The organism is Streptomyces sp. NPDC046909, from assembly GCF_040644695.1.
Lineage (GTDB): Bacteria > Actinomycetota > Actinomycetes > Streptomycetales > Streptomycetaceae > Streptomyces.
The window spans coordinates 614,455-634,606 of the sequence record NZ_JBEYXC010000002.1; the positions used below are offsets into that span (position 1 = coordinate 614,455).

Annotated in this window: 15 protein-coding genes and 2 pseudogenes; 8 read left to right on the top strand and 9 right to left on the bottom strand. The window is 72.6% G+C overall.

What is annotated here, in order from left to right; genetic code table 11:
* Positions 1–24: 24 nt before the first annotated feature.
* Positions 25–1,053, bottom strand: a complete 1,029-nt coding sequence (tdh, locus tag ABZ928_RS07060; RefSeq protein WP_361515589.1) for an L-threonine 3-dehydrogenase — start codon at positions 1,051–1,053, stop codon at positions 25–27.
* Between the two features lie 330 nt (positions 1,054–1,383).
* Between tdh and ABZ928_RS07065 the strand changes: the two genes are divergently transcribed.
* On the top strand, positions 1,384–1,989 hold the full coding sequence (locus tag ABZ928_RS07065) for a GPP34 family phosphoprotein (protein ID WP_361515591.1): 606 nt from the start codon (positions 1,384–1,386) through the stop codon (positions 1,987–1,989).
* An 82-nt stretch (positions 1,990–2,071) separates the two neighbouring features.
* On the opposite strand, the gene ABZ928_RS07070 is transcribed toward ABZ928_RS07065, so the two are convergent.
* The 5 genes and pseudogenes from ABZ928_RS07070 to ABZ928_RS07090 form a co-directional block, all read right to left on the bottom strand.
* Positions 2,072–2,650: a GAF domain-containing protein gene (locus ABZ928_RS07070; RefSeq protein ID WP_361515592.1), complete on the bottom strand. Its 579-nt coding sequence runs from the start codon at positions 2,648–2,650 to the stop codon at positions 2,072–2,074.
* Positions 2,651–2,722: 72 nt separating this feature from the next.
* Positions 2,723–3,322 (bottom strand): ATP/GTP-binding protein, encoded by a 600-nt coding sequence (locus ABZ928_RS07075; RefSeq protein WP_361515594.1) that lies wholly within the window; start codon positions 3,320–3,322, stop codon positions 2,723–2,725.
* Positions 3,300–3,671: a DUF742 domain-containing protein gene (locus tag ABZ928_RS07080; RefSeq protein WP_361515595.1), complete on the bottom strand. Its 372-nt coding sequence runs from the start codon at positions 3,669–3,671 to the stop codon at positions 3,300–3,302. Before ABZ928_RS07080 ends, ABZ928_RS07075 begins: the two co-directional genes overlap by 23 nt.
* Before the next feature lie 2 nt (positions 3,672–3,673).
* Positions 3,674–4,117, bottom strand: coding sequence for a roadblock/LC7 domain-containing protein (locus tag ABZ928_RS07085; protein WP_059194969.1), 444 nt, complete (start codon positions 4,115–4,117; stop codon positions 3,674–3,676).
* 659 nt (positions 4,118–4,776) lie between these two features.
* Positions 4,777–6,630, bottom strand: a pseudogene (locus ABZ928_RS07090) (ATP-binding protein); the annotation flags it as partial.
* 773 nt (positions 6,631–7,403) lie between these two features.
* Here ABZ928_RS07090 and ABZ928_RS07095 point away from each other — a divergent pair.
* The 4 genes from ABZ928_RS07095 to ABZ928_RS07110 are packed head-to-tail and all read left to right on the top strand — an operon-like array spanning position 7,404 to position 13,309.
* The gene (locus ABZ928_RS07095) at positions 7,404–8,282 is read left to right on the top strand and encodes a MoxR family ATPase (RefSeq protein WP_361515598.1); all 879 of its coding nucleotides are present in this window, start codon (positions 7,404–7,406) and stop codon (positions 8,280–8,282) included.
* The gene (locus ABZ928_RS07100; protein ID WP_361515599.1) at positions 8,279–9,460 is read left to right on the top strand and encodes a hypothetical protein; all 1,182 of its coding nucleotides are present in this window, start codon (positions 8,279–8,281) and stop codon (positions 9,458–9,460) included. The genes ABZ928_RS07095 and ABZ928_RS07100 overlap by 4 nt, the downstream gene beginning before the upstream one ends.
* Entirely contained in the window at positions 9,457–12,015 is a 2,559-nt protein-coding gene (locus ABZ928_RS07105; protein ID WP_361515601.1) for a DUF3459 domain-containing protein, read from the top strand. Before ABZ928_RS07100 ends, ABZ928_RS07105 begins: the two co-directional genes overlap by 4 nt.
* Positions 12,016–12,052: 37 nt before the next feature.
* Positions 12,053–13,309 carry a hypothetical protein gene (locus tag ABZ928_RS07110; RefSeq protein ID WP_361515603.1) on the top strand — a complete coding sequence of 419 codons (1,257 nt, stop codon included), beginning with the start codon at positions 12,053–12,055 and terminating at the stop codon, positions 13,307–13,309.
* Between the two features lie 580 nt (positions 13,310–13,889).
* Here ABZ928_RS07110 and ABZ928_RS07115 read toward each other — a convergent pair.
* The 3 genes and pseudogenes from ABZ928_RS07115 to ABZ928_RS07125 form a co-directional block, all read right to left on the bottom strand.
* Positions 13,890–15,398, bottom strand: a pseudogene (locus ABZ928_RS07115) (diguanylate cyclase); the annotation flags it as partial.
* A 165-nt stretch (positions 15,399–15,563) separates the two neighbouring features.
* Positions 15,564–16,829, bottom strand: a complete 1,266-nt coding sequence (locus tag ABZ928_RS07120; protein ID WP_361515605.1) for an MBL fold metallo-hydrolase — start codon at positions 16,827–16,829, stop codon at positions 15,564–15,566.
* Between the two features lie 103 nt (positions 16,830–16,932).
* Positions 16,933–17,757, bottom strand: coding sequence for an MOSC N-terminal beta barrel domain-containing protein (locus tag ABZ928_RS07125; RefSeq protein WP_361515606.1), 825 nt, complete (start codon positions 17,755–17,757; stop codon positions 16,933–16,935).
* A gap of 156 nt (positions 17,758–17,913) precedes the next feature.
* Here ABZ928_RS07125 and ABZ928_RS07130 point away from each other — a divergent pair, with 156 nt between their 5' ends.
* The 3 genes from ABZ928_RS07130 to ABZ928_RS07140 all read left to right on the top strand — a co-directional run bounded on the left by ABZ928_RS07130 (position 17,914) and on the right by ABZ928_RS07140 (position 20,137).
* The gene (locus ABZ928_RS07130) at positions 17,914–19,092 is read left to right on the top strand and encodes a Glu/Leu/Phe/Val dehydrogenase dimerization domain-containing protein (RefSeq protein WP_361515608.1); all 1,179 of its coding nucleotides are present in this window, start codon (positions 17,914–17,916) and stop codon (positions 19,090–19,092) included.
* Between the two features lie 88 nt (positions 19,093–19,180).
* Positions 19,181–19,474 (top strand): hypothetical protein, encoded by a 294-nt coding sequence (locus tag ABZ928_RS07135; RefSeq protein ID WP_361515610.1) that lies wholly within the window; start codon positions 19,181–19,183, stop codon positions 19,472–19,474.
* Positions 19,475–19,516: 42 nt separating this feature from the next.
* Positions 19,517–20,137, top strand: coding sequence for a TetR/AcrR family transcriptional regulator (locus ABZ928_RS07140; protein ID WP_361515612.1), 621 nt, complete (start codon positions 19,517–19,519; stop codon positions 20,135–20,137).
* Positions 20,138–20,152 lie beyond the last annotated feature (15 nt).

The window sequence follows — 20,152 nt, forward strand, 5'->3', positions numbered from 1 at the left end:
ACGCGGATGACTTACGCGGATGACTTACGCGGTCCAGTCGAGGATGACCTTGCCGCCGCGGCCGCTCGCGGCGTCCGCGAACGCCGCCTCGAAGTCGCGGTAGCCGTAGCGGCCGGTGATCACGGGGGCGAGGTCGAGGCCGCCCTCCAGGAGGACCGACATCGCGTACCAGGTCTCGAACATCTCACGGCCGTAGATGCCCTTGATGGTGATCATCGAGGTGACGATCCGCGCCCAGTCGACGGGGAACTCCTGGGCGGGCAGACCGAGCATGGCGATCCGGCCGCCGTGCGTCATGTTGGCGATCATGTCGCGCATCGCGGTCGGGTTGCCGGACATCTCCAGGCCGATGTCGAAGCCCTCGCGCAGTCCGAGCGAGCGCTGACCCTCGGCGATGGAGGACTCGGCGACGTTCAGGGCGAGGCTGACGCCGATCTTGCGGGCCAGGTCGAGGCGCTCCTCGCTGACGTCGGTGACGACCACGTTGCGGGCCCCGGCGTGCTTGGCCACGGCCGCCGCCATCAGGCCGATCGGCCCGGCCCCCGTGATCAGCACGTCCTCGCCGACCAGGGGGAAGGAGAGCGCGGTGTGCACGGCGTTGCCGAACGGGTCGAAGATCGCGGCGACATCGAGGTCGACGGGGACGCGGTGCACCCACACATTGGCGGCGGGCAGGACGACGTACTCGGCGAAGGCCCCGTCGCGTCCGACGCCGAGCCCGACGGTCGCCCGGCACAGATGACGCCGTCCCGCGAGACAGTTGCGGCACTTGCCGCAGACGAGGTGGCCCTCGCCGCTGACCCGGTCGCCGACGGCGATGTCGGCGACGTCACGGCCGGTCTCCACGACCTCGCCGACGAACTCGTGCCCGAGTACCAGCGGCGTACGGATCGCCTGCTGGGCCCAGCCGTCCCAGGACCGGATGTGCAGATCGGTGCCGCAGATCCCGGTGCGCAGCACCTTGATCAGTACGTCGCCGGGTCCGACGGCGGGCTCCGGAACGTCCGCGAGCCACAGCCCGGGTTCCGCCTTCTCCTTGACCAGCGCCTTCAACGCTACGGCTCCTGTGGGTGAGACCCCGTCCGCGGGCATGCCGAAGGCGCCCGCGCACGGGAAGGGGGAGTGAGATCGAGTAGCAATCTGCCGTACGGCACCACCCCGGGTCCATCGAGGTTTTCTTAACCCGCGCCGCAGCTGGGCTTCACGCCCTCATGGTCCTCGCCGCGGCCACCGCCGTGCCGCGCGTCGGCTTCCCTCACCACATGGTCGTCATACGGCCCGCAGCCGCGCGTCCTCGGTCAGAATCGACCGGGGAGCCCCGGCCCGCGGCGGCCGGGCCCGACGCTGTCGCCCCGTACTCGGCCAACTGACCTGGAGTCGCTGATGAACACCGCACGGGATCTCGCGATCGTCGCTCTGGACCGGGCGTCCGAACGTCCGGTGGAGCAGGGCGATCTGTCGCTCGCGCTCGCGGGAGCCGAACTGCTCGACCTCGCGGCGACGGGGGCCCTGATCCTGGACGACGACCGGATCGCGCCCAGCGCCCAAGCACCCACCGGCGACCGCCTGTTGGACGAGGCCGCGGCGGCGCTCGTACGGCAGGAGCCGTACGAGTCGGTCGAGGAGTGGCTGTGGCGCCGGGGCCGCGGGCTGTTCTCCGCCTACGTCGACGACCTGGAGCGGACCGGCCTGACGGCCCGGCCTCGCGGCCTGCGGATCGCGCTGCGCGGCGGGCGAACCGAGCTGGTCGACTCGGCGGCGCGGGACGAGGCCGAGGGACGCTGGGCGGCGGGCGAACCCGTACTCGCCGCGCTGGCGGCCGCCGCCGGGCTCCGCGACGAACCGGCCGGGACCGCGGAAGACCTCGACGGAGACACGATCACGACCGTGCTGGCCGCCGTCGGCGAGGCCGTGATGGAACTGGAGGGCGTACGTCAGCGCAAGGTCGTCGAGGACGCCGCGTTCGACAACGTCTGGCGCGGCTTCTAGACGGCGGCCGAGGGTCTCCTTCGACTCGAAGACGTAGGAGAAGCTGCCCTTCGGCACCGTTTCACAGCACCGGAAGCCCGTCTCAAAGCACCGGGAGCCCGTCCGCTTCCCGTCGCTCCAGCCGGGCGACGAGATCCGCCGCCGCCGACTTGATGGTCTCCAGGCCCGCCTTCCCCCAGGGCCGCGGCTCTATGTCGGCGACGCACACGGTCCCCAGCACCATCCCCGTGCTGTCGATGAGCGGTGCGCCCAGATAGGAGCGGATGCCGAACTCGTCGACCACCGGATTGCCGGCGAACCGCGGATAGTCGCGGACGTCCTCCAGGACCAACGCCTTGCGCCGGACCACCACATGGGGGCAGAAGCCGTGGTCGCGCCCCAGCTGCCGGCCGAGTTCCGGCTTGGCCTCGTCGGCGGGCACCACCGGCCGCACGGCCGGGGTGTGCAGGCCGGCGAAGAACTGCCGGTCCTCGCCGATGAAGTTGACCATGGCGTACGGTGCCTCGGTCAGCTCGGCCAGCCGGTCCGCGAACGTGTCGAGGGCCGGCTCCGGGTGCTCCCCCAGACCCAGCCCGTGCAGTCGGCGGACCCGGGCGGGCGCCTCCTTGTCCTCGGGGGTGAGCAGCAGCCGACCGGCGGGACGCACCGGGTCGTAGCTCATCGGCGGGTTCCGTCGCTGTGGGTGTGGGGCATATGCGGCTCCCTGAAGGGTGGGGTTGGGGGTGTGCGGTGATCACATGTGGGCGCCGTGGCTCGGCGCGGTCGCCGGGGCGTGGGCGATGAGATGGCGTACGAGGGTCAGCAGGGTCTGGACCCCGGAGCTGGAGATCCGGGCGTCGCAGCGGACGACGGGGATCTCCGGGGCGAGGTCGATGGCGGCGCGGACCTCCTCCGGGTCGTAGCGGTACGAGCCGTCGAACTCGTTGATCGCGACGATGAAGCCGAGGCCGCGCTGTTCGAAGAAGTCGACGGCGGCGAAGCAGTCCTCCAGCCTGCGGGTGTCGGCGAGGATGACGGCGCCGAGCGCCCCCTCGGAGAGCTCGTCCCACATGAACCAGAACCGCTCCTGCCCGGGTGTGCCGAACAGGTACAGGACATGTTCCGGATCGAGGGTGATACGGCCGAAGTCCATCGCCACGGTCGTCTCGACCTTGTTCTCGATCCCGTCGAGATTGTCGGTCGCGGCGCTGACCGTGGTGAGCAGTTCCTCCGTGCTGAGCGGCGCGATCTCGCTGACCGCGCCCACGAAGGTCGTCTTGCCTACTCCGAACCCTCCCGCCACCAGGATCTTCAGTGCGGTGGGGAAGGGGTCAGAGCTGTCGTCGTAGTCCATCGAGCACTGCCTCCAGAAGGGCCCGGTCTGTCGGGTTGTGGGTGAACTCGGGGGGCTTGGTGGTGAGCGCCCCGCAGTCGACGAGGTCCGACAGCAGCACCTTGGTGACGACCGCCGGCAGCTTCAGATGGGCGGCGACCTCGGCGACCGAGACGGGCGCGCGGCACAGGTCGAGTGCCTGCGTGTGCTCGGGGCCGAGATAGCCGAGGGGGGTGGCTCCGGTGGCCATCACCTGCGACAGCAGGTCGAGCGCGATGGTGGGCCTGGTGCGGCCGTTGCTGACCGTGAAGGGGCGCACCAGGCGTCCGGCCGCGTCGTCGAGCCAGGGCCCGTCGCCGGCCGCCGCCACGCTCAAGGCCTCATCACCGGGGACGCCGGGGACTCGACGGCGTGTTGCCTGGGCGCGGTCACCAGATAGGGGCGGACGCTCTTGACCAGCATCGCCATCTCGTAGCCGAGGACGGCGGCGTCGGCCTCGCGTCCCGCGAGCACGGCGAGACACGTCCCGGAGCCGGCGGTGGTCACGAAGAGCAGGGTCGAGTCCAGTTCGACGACCACCTGGCGGACGTCTCCGCCGTCACCGAACCGGACACCGGCGCTGCGGCCGAGGGAGTACAGGCCGGAGGCCAGGGCCGCCATGTGGTCGGCGCTGTCGGTGTCGAGACCGTGCACCGACTTCACCAGGCCGTCGCAGGAGAGCAGTACCGCGCTGGTGGTGTGCGGTACGCGCTGCACGAGGCCGCTCATCAGCCAGTCGAGATCGGATACATGGCCGGTCGGCGCTTCGCTCGCCATGGGGGATCGACTCCTTGAGGTACGAAGGTCTGCGGGAGCGCTGGGGGGTGGGGTGGAGACAGAGATGCTCATCCGGCTGTTGCGCTCCCGTCGTGCCGGGTGGGGGTGGTGTGCTCGGGCCGCACCTCGGCTATCCGCGCCGGGTCCGTGGCCCGTACGTCCCTGACGGGCGGCACGGACCTGGCGTCGAGGTGGGTGAGGTCGAGGGGGGCCGGTCCGGGCTGCGGGGAGTTCGCGGGCGGCGCGGAGAACCGGTCCGTGAGGTCGGACGCCGAGCTCGCGGAGTCCGTCGCGGCCGAGCTCATGGGGGCGGAGTCGGTGTGCGTCGGAGCGAAGCGGGCGGCATGCGTGTTGAACGGGGCCATGTGGTCCGGGACTGTGTGGTCCGAGTCCGTGTGGTCTGGGGCCGTGTGGTCCGAGTCCGTGTGGCCCGGGGCCATGTGGTCCGAGTCCGTGTGGGCAGCGTCCATGGAGGCCGAACCCATGTGGTCCCCGTCCAGGTGCGGCACGCTCATGTGGCCCGTGTCCATGTGGGACGAGCCCATGCGGGAGGAGCCCATGTGGTCCGTATCCAGGTGCAGCGAGCCCGTGTGGCCCGCATCCACGTGCGGCGACCCCATGTGGTCCGCCTCCATGGCGGCCGGTTCCGTGTGCTCCGCCTCCATGTGCTGCTGTGCCTCGGCGAGGCCGATGCCACGTTGGAAGGCGGCCATCAGACCCGGGTCGTGCCCGGCGAGGTACTCGCTGTCGGGGCGTGGTGCCGCGGGGCCGTCACGCAGTTGGGGCGCGATGTGCTCCTGGGCGCGGCGGCGGGGCAGTTGGGGCTTGCCCATGGTGCCGCGGACGGTGCCGGTGCGCGGGGTGGGCGGCAGGGATGTGCTCTCCGCGACCAGCGGACGGTCGTCGCGGCGGATACCGGGTACGGCCTCCGCCGGGTTGGGACGAGCCTGGTGGGTGCCGCGCACGGGCAGAGGTACGGGACCGCCGCCGCCTCGGGCGGGAGCCGCAGCGCGGGGGGCATCCGCCTGTCGGCGGGGCGCGAAGGGCACGACCCGCTGGGCGCCGGTATCGCCACCGGTCCCGCCACTCGCGTGGGCATGCGCGCTCACACCCCCTGCGGCCCCAACTCCCGCCCCTGCTCCGGCACCCGAACCAGAACCAGAACCACCGTACGAGTACTGCTGCGGCGATACGGCACTCCCCTGCACCGGCGTCGACCCACCCGGCCCAGCCCCCTGCCCAGCCCCCGGCCCCGGCGCCGCCTCCATCCCCTCCGGCGACCGAGGTACGACACCGGGCGCGCCGGGATCCGACCCCAACAGCCCCTGTGGCACAACGAGTACGGCCTGCACCCCGCCGTAGATGTTGGTCTGGAGCCGGACGTTGATGCCGTGCCGGCGGGCCAGCTGCGAGACGACGAAGAGCCCGATGCGGCCGTCCGCCAGCAGGCTCGCCACATTCACCTGGTCGGGGTCGGCGAGCAGGGCGTTCATCTTGTTCTGTTCGCCGACGGGCATGCCGAGGCCGCGGTCCTCGACCTCGACGGCGAGCCCGGAGGTGACGAGGTTGGCGCGGAGCAGGACCTGGGTGTGCGGGGCGGAGAACACCGTGGCGTTCTCGACGAGTTCGGCGAGCAGGTGGATGACGTCGGCGACGGCGTGCCCGCGAAGGGTGCCGTCGATGGGCGGCACGAGTTTGACGCGGGAGTACTGCTCGACCTCGGCGATGGCCGAGCGCAGCACCTCGGTCATGGGGACGGGGTGGCTCCACTGCCGGCGGGAGACGGCGCCGCCGAGGACGGCGAGGTTCTCGGCGTGGCGGCGGATGCGGGTGGCGAGGTGGTCGACGTGGAAGAGCCCCTTGAGCAGGTCGGGGTCCTCGATCTCGTTCTCCAGCTCGTCGAGGATGGAGATCTCGCGGTGCACGAGCGACTGAAGACGCCGGGCGAGGTTGAGGAAGACCTCCAGTTTCTGCTCGCTGCCCGCCTGGCTGGAGAGTTGGGCGGCGGCGACGACCGCGCTGACGGCCCCGTCGTGGGCACGGGCCAGGTCGGCGGCGAGGAGTTCGAAGTCGTCGGCGCCGTCGGGCGGACCGCCGCGCGGCTTGCGCTGCGGCGGTCCGTCGCCGCGCCGCAGGGTCTCGACGAGGGCCCGCAGATCGGCCTCGCCCCGTGCGCTGGTGCGGCGCAGGGCGCCGATGCGGTCGCTCACCGCTTTCGCCGCGCGGTCGGCGGCGACGGCGGCGATGAGGATGCCGGCGAGCGCGACGGAGACCGCGCCGGTGAGGACGCCCCACAGGGTGAGGCCGGGCCGGGCTCCGGTGGAGCGCACGGTGAAGAGGACGGCTGCGGAGGCGGCGAGGGCGACCGCGATGGGCGGCAGCACGGCGAGCCTGAGCAGTTGAGGCCGTATGTGGGTCTCGGGCAGCGCGGGCACGGGGCGGGCGGCCGGCTTCCCGTGCCGGCCGCCTTCGCGGCGGTCTGCGCGTGGCGCGGGTGCGCGGAGCTGAGACATCGGTGTCCTCGTACTGTTCCGTCGGGCCTGGTCACCGGGCGGGCTCGGGCGGCCGCGGCCGGGCTCCCGGGCCCCGCCCCGTGTTCCGGCCGTCTCCCGGGTGCGCTCGCTCCGGGCGGCGCGCACTCCGACGCGGTCGTCGGTCACCGGCTTCCCCCGGCTCCCGGTTGCGGTCGAGCTGGGGGGATCCCCATCGCGTCGACTCCCTCCTCCGGTTCGGCACCCCCGGCGGGGCATGCGCCATCGCGGCGTCGGTCGGCGGCGCCGAAAAATTCGGCCCTGCGTCGCCCGACGGACACTCACAGTAGTCGGCAACGCGTCAGGTGCGGTGGGCAGTTGACAAACTCGTACGGAGAGCGTCCCGCTCTGGTATGAGGCTTCGTACGACAGCCCGATAAGCCCGTCGGGCATCGGCCCCGGAACGAAAGGAGACCGATCGAACCTGGTCAGAAACGGTCCACGGCGAAACGGCCCGGCAGCGTGCGTCGGATCGCGCACTCCTCTCGCCGAACGCTCTCGCGCCCTCGGACCCGGTTCGGCCAGCCCCTCCCGAACACCTCTCGAGCGCCTTCCGGGCCCCGGCTGTCACGACCGACCGTGACCGGGTGCGACCGACGAGCCCGGCTCCCCGCCTCCGCGGGTGGGGCGATTCCCATGGACCGATCCGCTCCGCGACCGGCCAGGTACAGAATGGTGATCGACTCGCACCCGGCGAAGTCGCGTCCGCCGGGCCCCTGTTGGCCCCGACCCCTGTCCCCGACACCGGAGGAAGCGTGCTCCAGTACGAGAAGGAGTTCGACCCCGCCGTCGAAGACTCCGCGGTCGGCACCGGCTACGCCGCGGACAACGAGGTGTACGTCTTCGACGACGAACGGTTGGTCCTGGCGGTCAACGTCGCCCTGAAGACGGGTCGCCCACTGCTGCTGTTCGGCCCGCCGGGGTCGGGGAAGTCCTCGCTGGCGCCCAACGTCGCGCGCGAACTCGGCTGGACCTTCCATGCCCAGGTCGTGACGGCACGCACCGAACCCGAGGATCTCCTGTGGCGGTTCGACGCGATGAAGCGGCTGAACGACGCCCAGGCGAAGGCCCTGCGCCCCTTGGGCGACTACTACGAGCACGGGCCGCTGTGGCGGGCCTTCGAGGAGGGCGCGGCCGGCAAGCGCAGTGTGGTGCTCATCGACGAGATCGACAAGGCCGACCCCGATCTGCCCAACAGCCTGCTGGGGCCGCTCGGTTCGCTGTCCTTCTCCTTGCCCTGGGACGACACGCAGCGGATCACGGTCGCCGAGGAGCACGCCCCGCTCGTGGTCATCACCACCAACGACGAGCGGGAACTGCCCCGCCCGTTCCTGCGCCGCTGCATCGTCTTCGAACTGGACTCGCCCTCGAAGGAGCACCTGATCCGCGTGGCGCGGCAGCACCTCGGGGCGCACTACGACGAACGGCTCGCCGACATGATCGCCGATCACCTGATCGGCATCCGCGACGACCGCGCCGAGGACCCGGCGGGCCCGAGCACCGCCGAGTACCTGGACGCCCTCAAGGCCAGCCACCAGCTACAGGTCATGCCGGGCACACACGAGTGGGACGTACTGGAGGCGGTGACCCTGCGGAAGCGGGAGCGGCGCGGCACCGCGGGGCGTCCGGCGTGAGCGGGCGCGGCGAGGTGTTCCTCGGGGATCTCGTGAAGGCCGTCGCCCTGTTGCGGCCCCGGGACGCGTCGACGGCCGCCGCCGTGGCCCATCTGCTCGGCCTCGGGTCCGGACCGGCGGCACCGGAGCAGTCGCTCGTGGTGGCCGGCGTCGGTGGAGTGCGAGCCGGGCTGTTACGGCCTCCTCTCCCGCCGACCGCACCCGCCGGGCCGGTCACCGTCCCCGTTTCCGCCCCCGTCCCGCACATCCAGCAGGCCACCGCACGGCACGACGCCCCGCAGTCCCCGCCGTTCGCCGCCGCGGAGCGCCCGGACCCGGCCCCGAGACTCGCCGAACGCCCCCTCGACTTCACGTTGGCCCGCACCCGGCCGCCGTCCGACGACGAGGCAGGGACGACACCTCGGGCGCCGGGCGGCCACGACACCCAGGAGCGGCCCGAGGAGGCGCTCCAGGACGCACACCACCCCTCTGCCCCGGAACCGCCCGAGGCCGAGGACGTGCACCGGCCGCCGGACGACGGAACCCCGGACGCCCATCCCGTCTCGCCCCCGGAGCCGCCGTGGAGCCCCGAGTGGGCGCGCGGGGTCATGGTCGCCGCCGTCTCCGCCCCGGTCACGAGCCGCCGGCTCGACCAGCGGGCCCTGGTGAGGAAGGTGGCCCGGCAGCAGGCGCTGCGGACCGTTCCGTGGCAGCGTCGTCCCAGCGCCCGGCGCGGCGTCCAGCTTCTGCTGGACCACGGCGCGGGGATGGCCCCGTTCCAGGACGACCGGCGGTGGCTGCGCGCGCTGCTGGAGAGCGTGGCCGGACGCGACCGGGTCGAGGTGCTGCGGTTCTCCGGCTCTCCGCCGCGACGGGTGGTGCGGGCCGGATCCAACCGGCCGGAGCTCTACCGTCCGCCCGCTCCCGGCACCCCGGTGGTGCTGGTGTCGGACCTCGGCCGGATCCGGCCGCCGTTCACCGGCGGCACGGTGGCTCCGCCGGAGCAGTGGCTCGGATTCATCGACGGCGTCCTGCGCTGCGGCTGTCCCCCGGTGTGTCTGACGCCGTTCCCGGCCGCCGCGTACCCGCCGTCGGTCCGCGCCCGGGTGGCCCTGATCCCGTTCGACCGGCGGATCTCGCTGCGCCATGCGCGGGAGGCGACCCGGACGGTCCACCGACTGCTGGAAGAGCGGTCGTGACGTATCTGCCCGAGCTGGTCGCGGGCTTGACGGAGGATCAGCCGGAGGTCGTGGAACTGGCCCGGTGTCTGTCCCTGGCCGTGAGCGTGGACCGGGGCTTCCTGCGGCGGGCCCGGCTGCGGTTCCTGCCCCGGACGACGGCCGGTCTGGAGGCCGAGCTGTGGTTCTCGCCCCTGGTGGAGGCGGCCGGCCGGCAGGCCCTGCTGCTGGACCCCGAGGCGGCCGAATACCTGCGCACGGAACTGGCCCGGACGGCACCGGAGTCACTCCGCGAGATCCGCGCCTTCACCGCCGTCGAACACGCGCACGCCCCGCTCGTCGTCCGGCTGTACGAGGACCTGCTGTGGTCAGGCCTCGGTGTCGAGGAGGTCGAGGAGGCGCGGCTGAACCGGCACATGGCCCGGGTCCTGCGGACGGTGTCCGGGCAGGACGTGGCCGACGAGGTCGCCGACGACATGGGCCGCTGGGCACTGCATTACGCGCACCGGCTGCCCGGCCATGTACTGCGGCGCGACGACCTGTGGGACATCCAGGTCGCCTCCCGAGAGCGGCTCGGGCTTGAGCCGCCCGAGGATCCCGAGGGGCGTCCGACGTCGGTGACGGCGCGGGCACGCGCGCGCGTGCAGCACGCGGTGCCTCTCGGAGTCACGGTCCGCTCGGACGGCATCGTGCTGAGCAGGCCGCCGGCGGCCGGGGCGCGGGTGGTCCGGGCGCGCGGCACCCGGCACAAGGTCCGTCTGGATGTGCGCAGTTCGCTCTCCCACACGGCCGAGCCCGTCCGCCTCGACCTGCCGCCCGACCAGAGCCTGCACCTGCCGTTCACGGTGGTGCAGCGCATCGGCCCCGAGGGCGACGTACGCATGAGCCTCAGCCATCCGGGCACGGCCCTGGACATCGCGGTCTCCGACCATCTGGGCACCGGCGAGGGGGCGGCGCACTGCGCGGTGCTGCTGCCCGACGGCACGATCGTGCTGCACGACGGGAACGGCGCGGAGAACCGGCGCATCCCGGCGGAGAGTGCCCGTAACCACGTGTATCTGAGCAAGGACGGAAAGCGGGTGTCGTACCTCCGGTACGGCGACGAGCTGGAGCAGATGCTGGTGCTGGACTCCCCGTACGTCCCCGATGTGCCGCGGCGGTTGCGCGACGAGGGGCTCCGCGACGGAGCGCTGCACTTCCGGTCGGGCGAGATGGTCGTGCAGGCGCTCGCGGACGGCCGTATCACCGTGGGACCCGCGCCGGAGGGTGACACACCGCGGATGCGGGTCATCGGGCATGCCCCGTGGCGGGTCTCCTTTCTCGCGATCAGCCCCGACGAGCGATGGGTGGCGGTCGTGGGCAACGACTCCCTGCTCCTGGAACTGCCCGTCGACGCCGGCCGCCCCCGGGAGACCCGGCTCCGCTTCTGCGCCACCTGGGTCTCGGCCTGCGCGGACGGCAGTTGGATCGTGGTCGGGCACGGCGGGCCGGTGGATCTGCGCACGGAGGACGGCAGCGGCTTCCGTGTCCTCCCGGACACCGAGCCGGCGGCCGACGGGGAGGACGGCGTCCCGTCCTGGGGCCGCGGCTGCGCACTGGTCGAGACCGGGACCGCGCCGCCGACCGAACTCGCCGCACTCCCTGGCGTGGAGTGCCTGCTCGTCCGCCCGGGAGACGCCCCTCCGGAGACTGATCGCGAGTTCGCGGCAGCGCACGAGCAGGGGGTACGTGTCGTCGTCGGAGTCGATCTGACGGCGACCGGCGACGGGACCTCGGCCGGCGTTCCCGAGGGGCAGGCCGAGGACGCCCTGGGTGTCGTACGGCATTGGCTGGACGCGGACGTCGACGGGCTGTCGCTCTCGGGTGTCGCCGAGGCGCCCCATGACCTCCTGGACGACATCCGTCATCTGGCCGGCGGGTACGACGACCGCATGCTGCTGTGGGACCACGCTCCGCCCGCGGGCGACACCGACGTCCCGCATGTGGCGCCCGCGTCCTCACTGACCGCCGCCCTGGAATTCGCGCTGAGCTACTACGAAGTGCCGGGCCGTGCCCTGGAGCAGGCGATTGCACGGCTCAGGAACGAGATCGGCAGCACGTTCCCGCCGCCGCGCACATCCCGCGCGCGGGCCGCCTTCCAGTGGGGGCTCGCACTGCCGCCCACGCTGTCGCCCGCCCTCGGCCGGCTGGGCGCCGCGATCCTGCTGTCCCTGCCGGGCTGTCCGGTCGTACCGGGGAGCCTTCTCCTGCGGGACGACGCGGACCGGCCCGACTCGCTGTCGGCGCTGCTGGAGCTGCGCCGGGATCATCTCGCGCTGAGCCGGGGCGAGTGCGAGGTCGTCGACGCCGGCGGTCCGCAGGTGCTCGCGGTGGTGCGCCGCCACGGGGACGACGCGATGCTGTGCCTCGTCAACATCGCGAGGACACCGGCCAGGGCGACGGTCGCCCCGGTGGGGCTGGGCGGTGCGGCCCGGCTCCAGGATGCCTTCGACACCTCGTTCCGCACCCTGGCCGACGGTGCGACGATCCCGCTCCAGCCCGGCGGTGTCCGCTGGTTCCGGCTGCTCGCACCCTAGGCTCACAAGTCAACGCCCCACCCGCAGGAGCCCGTTCATGGCACGCCCGAGAATCTTCGTCAGTCACAGCTCCGGTGCGGGCAAGTGCGCCGAGCACGGCTGTGCCTGTGTCCCCCACCGTGAAGCGGTCGTGGCGCTGCTGGACGAACTGGGCTGCGAGGCCGTCGTCGACCAGGGTGTCCTGCGGGCGGGCGACCTGTGGCATCCGAAGCTGTTGCGCGAACTGGCCTGCTGCCACGGCACGGTGCTTCTGATATCGCCGCACGCCCTCGATTCCCACTACGTGTTCGAGGAGGCGATGCTCTCGATGTACCTGTCGTCGGTGACGGACGGGCACTTCCTCGTCCTGCCCGTCACGCTGCCCGGGGCGGGGCGCGACGAGATCGCCGGGAGCTCGCTGGGACGGCTCGATCTCGGCCGCCTCGACATGGTCGACTGGCCCGCGAACTCCCCTGTCCCGCCCGCCAAGTTGGGTGACAGACTGCGGTCGCTGGTGGAGCGGCACGGAGCGCTGCCGTACCCGCTGGTGACCGAGTACCTCGCGGGCCGTGTCCAGGACGTGTCGGCGGTCACGCTGTCGGAGATCGCGCGAGAACTGGGCGTGGCGCATGTGGCCTACGCCCACGACCACGCCCACTACGTCGTCTCGGCGGGCCTGTTGAGCGAGCGTCCGGTGGCGGGTGTGGGCGCGGTGTGCGCGATGCGCAAGGCCCTGCACCGGCTGCTGCCCGCGCTGCGGCAGGACGACCGCGGGGAGATCCTCGACGTGGTGGTGCCGTTCGCCCGCGTTCCGGCGGCCGCCGCCGAGGAGTTGCGCGCGCTGTGCGCCACCGCCGCCGAGGGCCGCGTGGCCCTGCTGACGGCGGACCGGACCACCACGGCGCAGATGTACGTCCGGCGCGCCAGCGAACTCCCCATGCCCTGGCCGATGTGCACCCCCGTGCCCCGCCCGGGCATGGACTTCGTGGACAGTGTGATCGCCGAGATCCGCGCCTTCCTCACGGACCGCTTCGACCTGCTCGACGACGAGGAACTCCTGCCCTGGCTGGCCCTCCAGGAAGAGGAGTCCGGTCCGGTCACGGTGGTGCTGGGGGTGCAGCCGGACGCGGAGTTGGTACGGCGTCTGCTGGCCGCGTTCCCGAAGCTGCTGTTCCTCTTCGCCCACGGCCGGACCGACGCCGGCGGGGGTCCGGCGGAGCACACCCGCCTCACGGCACTGACAGCGGGGCAGGAGCGGGAGATGCAGCAGACGTACCGGCAGTTCTTCACCCAGTGGGTGAAGGCCCGGCCGTGACCCGTACCCGCGCCGCGGGCAGGAGGCGGCGCAGTCGCGCGAGTTCCCGGTCGTCCTCGGGGAGCGCCTGCCGCAGCGTCAGCTCGCGCAGCCGCCGCGCCCGTACCAGCGCGCCGAGCAGGCGTACGGCGTGGCCGGGGCCGACGTCGAGGAACATCACGCCGGTCAGGGCGACCGCGCTCCAGTCCACGAGGGACGTGCAGCCGGTCACGCTCAGGGAGCGGAGCTTCTCGCAGCCCTCCAGATCGCCCAGGTGCGCGAGCACCGTGTTGTCCACGACGACCAGGGACCGCAGCGCGGGCAGCTCCCGCAGGAAGCCGAGGTCCGTGATGTCGCCCCGGCAGACCAGACGCCGGAGGTACTCGGCGCCGGCGAGGCGGGCGAGTTCGCCGGTGGAGTGGACCTCGGCGTCCTTGAGGGGTGCCCCGGGAGGACGGGTCGGCCAGGTCCGGACCAGTTGCCGGGACACGGCCGCCCGCTGCGGGACCCAGGCGTCGGGTGAGAGCTCCGGGAGGGCCCCGGCGGTACGCCGCTCGGGCAGGATCTCGCGCGCCTCCACGGGCCGGACGACCTTCGTCGACCGTGACCTCTTGTCCTCGTACATGCGCAGGTCCGCCGCGCGCAGGACGTCCTCGACGGACATTCCGCAGGCCGCCCAGGCGCTGCCGAGACCGGCCCCCACCTGCACCACGTGCCGGTCGATGCGCATGGGCTCCGTGACGGCGGCCCTGAGGGTCTCCGTCAGTTTCCGGCCCTGCTCCTCGCCGGCCACGTCGGCCAGTACGACGAACTCGTCTCCCCCGTACCGGGCGACGGTGTCGGTGGGGCGTACCCGGCTCGACAACCGTCGGCCGACCTCGACGAGCACCGCGTCCCCCGTGTCGTGTCCGAAGCGCTCGTTGATCTCCGCCATCCCGTCGAGGTCGCAGAAGAACACGGCGAGCCCGCCCGACCTTCCGTGCACGGGACGGGCCGTGTGGTCGTGGCCGTCCGCAGCCGGTCGGCCGCACAGCCGCTCGCCGAGCCTGGCCCGCAGTTCGGCGACGTTGGGCAGTCCGGTCAGCTCGTCGTAGGCGGCTCGGTGGGCCAGCTGCTGCTCGCGCCGTCTGCGGTCCTCGACGTCCTCGACATGGGTGAGCTGGTAGCGGGGGCCGTCGGCGGCGTCCGCGACGACGGAGTTGTGCAGGGAGACCCAGACGTAGGTGCCGTCGCGGCGGCCCAGACGCACTTCCGTGCGCCCGCCTTCCGCGGAGGTCCGCAGCAGGGTGCCCACATCGTCGGGGTGGACGAGATCCGCGAAGGATCGGCGCGACAGTTCCGAGGCCGGGCGGCCGAGCAGCCGGCACAGGGCGTCGTTGGCCCGCACGATACGGCCGTACGAGTCACCGCCGAGCTCGACGACGGCCGCGCCGGAGGGGGAGTACTCGTAGGCCTGCCGGAAGCTCTCCTCGCTGGCGCGCAGGGACTGCTGGTCCTGTTCGAGCCGCACCTGGGTGCGCTGCATGTCGCCGCGCAGACGGGCGTTGGTGAGGGCGATGGCGGACTGGGAGGCGTACATGTGCAGCGCCTCCCTCGCCCACGCCCCTCCCCGCCGTCCGTTCCGCGGCCGGTCCACCGACAGCACACCGACCAGGTCACCGCCGCGACCGGTCTGCGAGCCGGGGGTGTACATGGGGGCGAAGAGCCGGTCACCTGGGTGCCAGTTGTCCTCGAAGGGCGGCGAGGGCTCGTCCCCGTACTGGGGGAGGTCCTCTTCGGTGAAGAACCGGCCCCGGTCGTACGGGACGAAGCACAGCAGCTCCGAGGGCTCGCCCGCGTCCAGACGCTCGTCCCAGATCTCACGGGGCACGGCCACCCCTGGCCTCGGCCCGCCGTCGGCGTCGCCCCCGGCCACCGCGGCGACGACGAGATCGCCGTTCGGCTGGACGAGATGGACGCTGCTCAGCCCGTACCCCATGGCCCGGGCGAGGCCGTCGGCGACGGTCTGCAGCGTGTCGGCGAGGGTGCGGGCCGTGTGCACGTCGGCCAGGGCCTGGTGCAGCTGGCGCAGGGTGACGAGCCGGACGTAGGGCTCGCTCTCGTGCTCCACCGGCCCCTCACCCCGACCGGCGGTCTTGTGTCGTCACTGCCACGGACGTCCCCCAACTCCCGCGCTCCCCCGAAGTGTTCAGGATAGGGCGTCAGACCCGGGGAGAAGCCTCGTGTTCAACGCCACCGCCCGGGTCAGTCGCCGCCTCCTGGGCTCACCGCCCCGTCAGCCTGCCGGCACCGCCTCCGGCTCCCCGCTCCCCTCTCCCTTGGCCTCCGGTGTCTCGTCCCCGGTACGGTCCTGCTCCCGCGCCGCCGCATCCACGTTCGCCTTGACCGCCACGTCGGTGACCAGCTCGGTCGCGGGCCACCCACCCGCCGGTTCGAGGGCCGCCGCCCGCCACCACGGCTCGCTCGGCACGGTCTCCGCCGTCGGCTCGAACGGCTCCCCCGGCCTCGGCAGCCCGACCCGCGCACCCGCCGCCCGCGCCGCCGCGACGGTCCCCTCCCCCGGGTCCGCCCACGCGTGCGTGGCCAGGTTGAAGGTGGCCCAGTGGATCGGCAGCATGAGGCCGGCCGAGGGGTCGCCCTGGAGGTCGAGGTGGGCGCGCATGCCCTCCTCGGGGGTCATGTGGATGTCGGGCCAGAAGTCGCTGTAGGCGCCGATCTGGATCATCGTGGCGTCGAACGGGCCGTGCTCGGCGCCGATGTCCTTGAAGCCCTCGAAGTAGCCGGTATCGCCGCTGTGGTAGATCCGGTGCTCCTCGCCCGCGACCACCCAGGAGGCCCAGAGGGTGTGCTGGGTGTTGCGCAGGCCGCGGCCGCAGAAGTGGCGGGCCGGGGTGGCGGTGAGGGTGAGGCCGCCGACCTGGGTCGTCTCGTGCCAGTCCAGCTCGCGCAGCCGGTCGGCGGAGACGCCCCAGTGTTCGAGGTGGGCGCCGACGCCGAGCGGCACGGCGAACAGGGTGTCCGTGTCGGCCAGCGCCTTGATCGTGGGCATGTCCAGGTGGTCGTAGTGGTCGTGCGAGATGACGACCACGTCGACCGGGCCGAGCGCGGCCAGCGGCAGGGGCACCGGGTGGAGCCGCTTGGGGCCGACGAAGGGGAACGGTGAGCAGCGCTCGCCCCAGACCGGGTCGAAGAGCACCCGCTGCCCGTCGATCTCCGCGAGCACGCTGGAGTGCCCCATCCAGGTCAGCCGCAGTCCCGTGACGGGCGGCCTGGCGATGTCGGCGAGCGTGGTGGCGTGCACCGGGATCCGGCCCTTGGGGGCGCGGCGGGGCCGCTCGTCCTTGTCGAAGAAGACCTTCGCGAACTCCACGGTGGAGCCCGAGGGCCGGGTACGGGCGACGCCTCCCGGGTTCTGGAAGACGCCGTCCTTGAAGTGGGGTGATGTACGGATGCGCGCGAGGCGCTCACCGCTCGGGTCCACGCCGAAGGCAGCGGGCTGAAGCGCTCGGAGCCCGGAGCTCAGGGACTGGAAACCGGACACGGTACCTCCAGGTGGAGTCGGTGAGGCATTCCATTATGGTCGGCCCCTCCGACAAACCTCGATCAGCCCTGGTCAGCCCCGGTCAGCCCTGGTCACAGGGGTGCTACCGCTCCGCCTCGCCCCACTCCGTCACGTCCACCTCGTCACCGACCGCCACCTTCCCGGGCCGCAGCACCGAGAACTTCGCCCCGAACACGGTTCCGACCGCCCCGCGGCGATATCCCGCGAGGGTACGGATGGGCTCGGGCCCGTCCTTGATGCCGTGCTCCTGGTCGACCAGGGTGACGGCACAGCGGATCGCGAGTTTCGCGTAGGCCAGTTCCGTGTCGCCGGCCAGGACGCGGTGCGCGCGGTCCTCGGTGTGCGGGACGTCCCAGCCGCCGATCACGATGTTGGGGCGGAAGCGGTTCATGGCGAGGGGCTCGGCGCCGCGTTCCGCGATCTTCTCGTTGAGGAGGTCGAGGGAGGAGCGCGACAGCACGTGCAGCGCTCCGCTGTCGGCCCAGCCCGCCGTGCCCGGGGTCCTGCCGTCGGTCACGCGCGCGTGCTCCGGCGGTACGCGCACGAGCCGGCTCGGGACACCGAGCACCTCGGTGAGCCACCGTGCGACGGTGTCGCCCTGGTCGATGCCCCGGAAGGGCGCCCCGAACAGGTCGACCGGCCGCCGCGGCCCGGTGGTGTCGACGTCGACGGCCACCTCGCCCCACTCCGGCGCCCGCAGGGTCAGGCGTACGCCGCCGGCGTCGATGCCGGGCAGGATCAGCGCGAGCCGCGGGTCCCGCCGCTGCGTCCGGTACACCCCTTCGTCGTCCACGACCATGAACGCGCGGTCGTGGGCGAGCCCGGCCGGCGTCACCATCGCCTCGCTCGCCGAGATCCCGGCGCATCCCTTCACCGGGTAGTACAACAACTCGACGACCTTGGCCATGTCCCGTCCCCTCCGACGACCAGCGGGTTCCCCAAGGGAACCTATCGAGGACGCCCAAGAGCCCGCCAACGGGTTTTACGCACGTTGACAGGGCCCCGCCCGATTCCGATACTGACCGACGATTCAGTAATCCGTCATCAGTAATCGGAGCCCGCATTGACCACCCCCCTGATGTCGCTCACCTGGACCGACCACCTCACCGGCCGCCAGGGCTTCCTGGTCGTCGACCGGCTGGTGCGCGGCGTGTCCAGCGGCGGCCTCCGTATGCGTGAGGGCTGCACGCTCGACGAGGTCGCCGGGCTCGCGCGCGGGATGACGATGAAGGAGGCCCTGCACTACAACCCCGAGGGGCGGTACATCCCGCTGGGCGGCGCCAAGGGCGGCATCGACTGCGATCCGCGGGACCCGGCCGCGTACGACGTGCTGGTGCGCTATCTGCGCGCCATGAAGCCGTACATCGAGAGCTTCTGGACCACCGGTGAGGACCTGGGTCTCACCCAGGACCTGGTGGACCGGGCGGCGGCCGAGGCCGGGCTCGTCTCGTCGATCCAGGCCGTCTATCCGCTGCTCGACGACGAGGAGACGGCACGGAGACGGCTCGCGGACGCCTTCGCGGTCGAGGTGGACGGCATCGGCCTGGACGAGCTGGCCGGTGGGTGCGGGGTCGCCGAGGCGGCGCTCACGGCCCTGGACCGGGCCGGGGTGCCGTACGCGGGGACGCGGGTCGCCGTGCAGGGGCTGGGCACCATGGGCGGCGCCACGGCGCGCTTCCTCACGCGCGCGGGGCTCACGGTCGTCGCCGTCGCCGACATCAAGGGCACGATCGCCAACCCGGCGGGCCTCGACGTCGAGGCACTGCTCGCCGCGCGGGACGCGTACGGCACCGTGGACCGTGCCGTACTGCGCCCCGGCGACCTCGAACTGCCGGGTGAGGACTGGCTGTCGGCGGAGGCGGAGGTGCTGGTGCCGGCGGCCGTGTCGTACGCGATCGACTCCGCGAACCAGGCGCGGATCACCGCCCGCTGGATCGTCGAGGCGGCCAATATGCCGGTACGGCAGGACGCCGAGGAACTCCTCGCCGCGCGCGGGGTGACCGTACTGCCGGACGTGGTCGTCAACTCCGGGACCAACGCCTGGTGGTGGTGGACCCTGTTCGGCGACATCGGTCCGGACGCGGACGAGGCGTTCGCGCACACCCGCCGTTCGATGCGGGCCCTGGTCGAGCAGATGCTGGCCCGCGCGGAGACCGACGGAACGACACCACGGGCCGCCGCGCACGCCATCGTCGCGGACCGACTCCCGGTGATCGCCGAGCGGTTCGGCTGGTACCGGTGACGACGGCCGGGGCCGACCGCCCACCCGCCCGCCCGACCGACCGACCGACGCCACGACTCTCCCGGACGCACGGGTAAGGTCAACCGGCGTGACGATTCAGCTGTGTTGTCTGCTGTGGGCCCGTCCAGGCGCCGCCCAGGCCCTGGCCGCGTACGAGGACAAGGTGCTGGCCCTGCTGGGTGAGCACGACGGGCGGCTGGTGCGGCGGGCGCGGGCCGATGGCGCCGACGGGCGCCCGGACGAGATCCAGTTGATCGAGTTCGCCTCGCGGTCCGGGTACGACGGCTTCCTGGCCGACGAGCGGCGCACGGCCCTGGCCGCCGAGCGGGACGCGGCGATCGCGCGGACCGACCTCTACCCCGTCGAGTTCGTCGAGCCCTGACCTCACCCGGCACCACCCCCGGTGACCGCATAGGGTGACCGCGTGGCGAGAGTGCGGTTGAGTGTGGCCGAGCGGCGTGAGGAGTTGCTGCGGGCGGCCATCGAGCAGATCGAGGCGCGGGGCGTGGCGGCGGTGCGGATCGCCGATGTGGCCGCGGTGCTGGGGGTGAGCAACGCGCTCGTGCTGTACCACTTCTCGACGAAGGAGAAGCTGGTCGCCGCCGCGTTCGCCTACGCCGCCGAGGACGACCTCGCCCAGCTGCGCAAGCTGCTCGGCCGCCGTACGACGGCGCTGCGGCGGCTGCGGTCGGCGGTGCGCTGGTACGCCCCGACCGGTTCGGCCAAGGGCTGGCGGCTGTGGATCGAGGGGTGGGCCGTGTCGCTGCGCGAGCCCGCGCTGCGGGATGTCACCCGCGACCTCGACAAGCAGTGGAAGGCGGCGCTCGCCGAGGTCGTCGCGGAGGGCGTGGCCGCGGGCGAGTTCCAGTGCCCCGACCCGCACGCCACGGCCCTGCGTCTGACCGCCCTCCTCGACGGACTCGCCGTCCAGCTGACGTCGTACCCGGGCTCGGTGTCCCGGGCCCGCGCCCAGGAATGGGCGGAGGAGGCACTGGCCCGGGAACTCGGGCTGGGGGCGGAGACGTTGAGCGCCCAGGAGCGCTGAAGGACGGCTCCTCAC

Bases quoted from the DNA above. Each gene is read 5' to 3' on its own strand.
- ABZ928_RS07065 (WP_361515591.1), top strand. From the start codon at position 1,384: ATGAACACCGCACGGGATCTCGCGATCGTCGCTCTGGACCGGGCGTCC.
- ABZ928_RS07070 (WP_361515592.1), bottom strand. From the start codon at position 2,650: ATGAGCTACGACCCGGTGCGTCCCGCCGGTCGGCTGCTGCTCACCCCC.
- ABZ928_RS07075 (WP_361515594.1), bottom strand. From the start codon at position 3,322: ATGGACTACGACGACAGCTCTGACCCCTTCCCCACCGCACTGAAGATC.
- ABZ928_RS07085 (WP_059194969.1), bottom strand. From the start codon at position 4,117: ATGGCGAGCGAAGCGCCGACCGGCCATGTATCCGATCTCGACTGGCTG.
- ABZ928_RS07110 (WP_361515603.1), top strand. From the start codon at position 12,053: ATGGCACGCCCGAGAATCTTCGTCAGTCACAGCTCCGGTGCGGGCAAG.
- ABZ928_RS07125 (WP_361515606.1), bottom strand. From the start codon at position 17,757: ATGGCCAAGGTCGTCGAGTTGTTGTACTACCCGGTGAAGGGATGCGCC.